Below are 3,713 nucleotides of genomic sequence, written 5' to 3' on the forward strand. Positions count from 1 at the left end.
TGGTTGTGCGGTAGATTTTGTGTGTAGGCTTCTTCATTTGAAAATTATATCGCTGAAAAAGCCTTTACAGATAGGTTTGTGCAACAAAGCCCTTAGTTGAAAAAAATTTTAGATTTCATGCTCACACACCACCTAAAACAAAAAATATCTGATTGATTTTACAGGCTTTTAATTTAAGGTTTTATTCTACCCACTCGCAATATCAATGTTTAGTATCACGACTCACTAACTCATTAACTAAATATGGAGCAGTACGGCTATCTTGATTTTCTGTTATTTGTTTTGGTGTTCCTGCCACAACAATATTCCCACCAGCATTTCCAGCACCTGGTCCCACATCAATCACCCAATCTGCTTGTGCAACGGCACGCATATCATGCTCAATCATAACCACGGTATTACCCGCATCGACTAATCGCTGCAATTGAACTAACAATCGATCTACATCTGATGGATGCAAACCTGTAGTTGGCTCATCAAGTATATACAGTGTATTTCCACGCTGATTGCGTTGCAGCTCGGTCGCCAATTTAATACGTTGCGCTTCTCCACCAGATAGTTCAGTCGCTGGTTGCCCTAAACGTAAATAACCAAGGCCAATTTCCTTTAATAATTGTAGTGAACGAGCAATCGAGACCTCTCCATCAAAAAAATCACGTGCTTCATTGACGGTCATTCCTAATACTTCAGCAATATTACGTCCATTCCAGCGAATTTTCAGAGTGTCATCATTATATCGAGCACCATGACATGTCGGACAAGGGGCATATACACTTGGCATAAACAATAATTCTACACTGACAAAGCCTTCACCTTCACAAGTTTCACATCGCCCTTTAGCCACATTAAACGAAAAACGTCCAGCATCATAATGAGCTTGGCGAGCTTCAGGAGTCCCAGCAAATAACTTTCTAACATGATCAAATAAACCCGTATAAGTTGCCAGATTAGAACGTGGAGTACGGCCAATTGGTTTTTGATCAACCTGTACCAGACGCTGTATAGCCTCCACATCACCAGCCAGAGAACCCTGTGTAACCTCGGTAACCAACATTCCTTCATTTAAAGGATTATTTTCATTATTGTTTTCAGTTTCAGATTCATTGCCTAAATATGAAAGTACTAACTCGGGTAAAGCTTGAGAAACGAGACTAGATTTACCTGAACCTGAAATACCTGTAACTGCTGTAAGTACACCAAGAGGTATACGAGCATCAATATTATGCAGGTTATGTCGGTAAATATTGTTAAGTTCAAGCCAACCAGAGGGTGTACGTCCATAACTTTGCGTAACTGGGATTTTATTAAATAAATAACTTGCAGTACGTGAAGCTGAAATCTCACTTAAACCCTGAGGTACTCCACTATATAAAATATTACCACCTTGCTCTCCTGCATCTGGTCCAACATCCACTAACCATTGAGCACGACGCATGAGCTCTAAATCATGCTCTACAACAAATACGGAGTTTCCAGCGTCTCTTAATTTATCGAGAGAATCATATAATGACTGACTATCTGAAGGATGTAATCCAGCAGACGGTTCATCCAGTACATAAACTACACCAAATAGCATAGAACTTAATTGTGTTGCTAAACGCAAACGTTGTAACTCTCCCGCTGAAAGAGTCGGTGTGGCTCTATCTAATGTTAGATAACCAAGACCTAACTGGCGTAATTGATTTAAACGCCCCACCACACCATTTGCTAAACGCTGGGCAGCAATTTTCTTTTCATCTGAAAGTGCTGACGTACGTCTTACATCTGGAGATACAGAATGCACTGCTCTACCTGTTGTTGCTCGTTCGGATCTATCAAGTTGGGTTACTTTATTATTAGTCTTTTCTCCAGCATCATGAGCGTCGAAATTGCCAAGAACAATGGGCTCAAGCAGGCAAGTTAACTTATCCAAAGAAAGTTGCATAAACTCACCAATATCTACTCCAGCAAAGGTAATAGATAAGGCTTCTGGTTTAAGGCGTTTACCATGACAGGAAGGGCATATTTTTCCTTCCATAAAACGTGAAACACGTTTTTTCATCAACGTACTTTGGGTATTAGCAAAAGTATGAAGGACATAGCGACGAGCACCAGTGAAAGTGCCCATATAGCTGGGTTCTAGTTTACGTTTAAGTGCAGATTGAGTCTCAGCGGGGCTTAAACCAGCATAGACAGGAACTGTTGGGGTTTCTTCAGTAAATAAAATCCAGTCTCTATCCGATTGCGGTAAATCTTTCCATGGTCGATCAACATCATACCCTAGGGTTACTAGGATATCGCGTAAGTTTTGCCCGTGCCAAGCAGGTGGCCATGATGCGATAGCTCTCTCACGAATACTGAGTGTTGGGTCAGGAACCATTGTCGATTCTGTAACTTCATAAATGTGACCTAAACCATGACAGGTAGGACAAGCACCTTGAAGAGTGTTCGGTGAAAAGTCCTCGGCATATAACATTGGCTGATCGGCAGGATATGCACCAGCACGCGAATAAATCATTCGCACGAGACTTGATAAAGTTGTTACACTTCCAACAGAAGAACGGGTATTACTTGCACCACGTTGTTGTTGCAATGCTACTGCTGGTGGTAGACCATCAATAGCATCAACATCTGGTACTCCGGCCTGATCTATTAAGCGTCTTGCATAAGGTGCAACAGATTCGAAATATCTTCTTTGTGCTTCAGCAAAAATAGTTCCAAAAGCAAGTGATGATTTTCCTGAACCCGATACACCTGAGAAAACAACAAGTGCATTTCTTGGGATAGAAACATCTACATCCTTAAGGTTATGCTCACGTGCACCTCGAACTTCAATACAATTATTAGATAAAGTAATGTTATTGTGTTCACCAAAAGAATGTATTTTCATGTTTCTACGAGCCTGTAAATTATTTTGTGTAAGTCTTATTTTTTATAAATGATCTTTTAATCGATCATCGAACTGAATCGTAAACCAATTCATTGCTAAACGCCAATTTTGAATTGGCATGGTCCATTTTTTAGCAGCATTTGAAGTTGCTAAATAAATGACCTTTTTCACTGAATCATCAGAAGAGAAGATCTTTCTCTTTTTAGTTGAATGGCGGATCACGCTATTCAATGATTCAATTGCATTTGTTGTATAAATCGCATGACGTATTTCAGCAGGATAGCTAAAGATCGTTCGGATATTTTTCCAATTTGCCCGCCAGGATTCTCCAATTTTTGGATACTGAACCGTACCGGGTTTGTCGGAGACCAACTTTCCTGCGATGAGAAGCGCATCGCTTCGCAAGGGAACATCGAGCAAAACGAGATCTACATGATTTTCATCATGCTAAGCAAATCAAACGAATTTGGAAAGAAAGTTCGGGCCGGTATGGCGTTCGTAAAGTCTGGCAACAACTGCAACGAGAAGTTATGTTATTGCGCGCTATACAGTTCTCGATTGATGCAAAATCTTGAAATACAAGGTGTATGGCGTGGTAAGAATACAGATATGGTGCTTGATGCGCTGAGTTATGTGTCGTCTTTTGAGCTTGAAGCAATGTACGATTATAAGATTAACCCGTTAGGTCAGGTGGCCTAACTTAAATAAAAGTCTCCGACAAACCCGGTACGGTTCATTGCAGATCGGCAAGGGCATGCGGTGATTCCACCTAGAAAAAATGCGAAACCATGGAAAGATACAAAGAGTAGCTCGCTAGAGCGAAATGAATTACTTCGAACAGTTA

Annotated in this window: 1 protein-coding gene and 3 pseudogenes; 2 read left to right on the forward strand and 2 right to left on the reverse strand. The window is 40.7% G+C overall.

The window, feature by feature from the left end; genetic code table 11:
- Nucleotides 1-202: 202 nt before the first annotated feature.
- Both NI466_RS15550 and NI466_RS15555 read right to left on the reverse strand, forming a co-directional pair.
- Nucleotides 203-2,869, reverse strand: coding sequence for an excinuclease ABC subunit UvrA (locus NI466_RS15550; RefSeq protein WP_005100732.1), 2,667 nt, complete (start codon nt 2,867-2,869; stop codon nt 203-205).
- Nucleotides 2,870-2,911: 42 nt separating this feature from the next.
- A pseudogene (locus NI466_RS15555) lies at nt 2,912-3,214 on the reverse strand (transposase); the annotation flags it as partial.
- A gap of 62 nt (nt 3,215-3,276) precedes the next feature.
- Between NI466_RS15555 and NI466_RS15560 the strand changes: the two are divergent.
- Nucleotides 3,277-3,472: pseudogene (locus tag NI466_RS15560) on the forward strand (IS3 family transposase); the annotation flags it as partial.
- A gap of 132 nt (nt 3,473-3,604) precedes the next feature.
- Nucleotides 3,605-3,713: pseudogene (locus NI466_RS15565) on the forward strand (IS5/IS1182 family transposase); the annotation flags it as partial.

This window comes from Acinetobacter lwoffii (assembly GCF_024129595.1).
GTDB classification, from domain to species: domain Bacteria; phylum Pseudomonadota; class Gammaproteobacteria; order Pseudomonadales; family Moraxellaceae; genus Acinetobacter; species Acinetobacter lwoffii_O.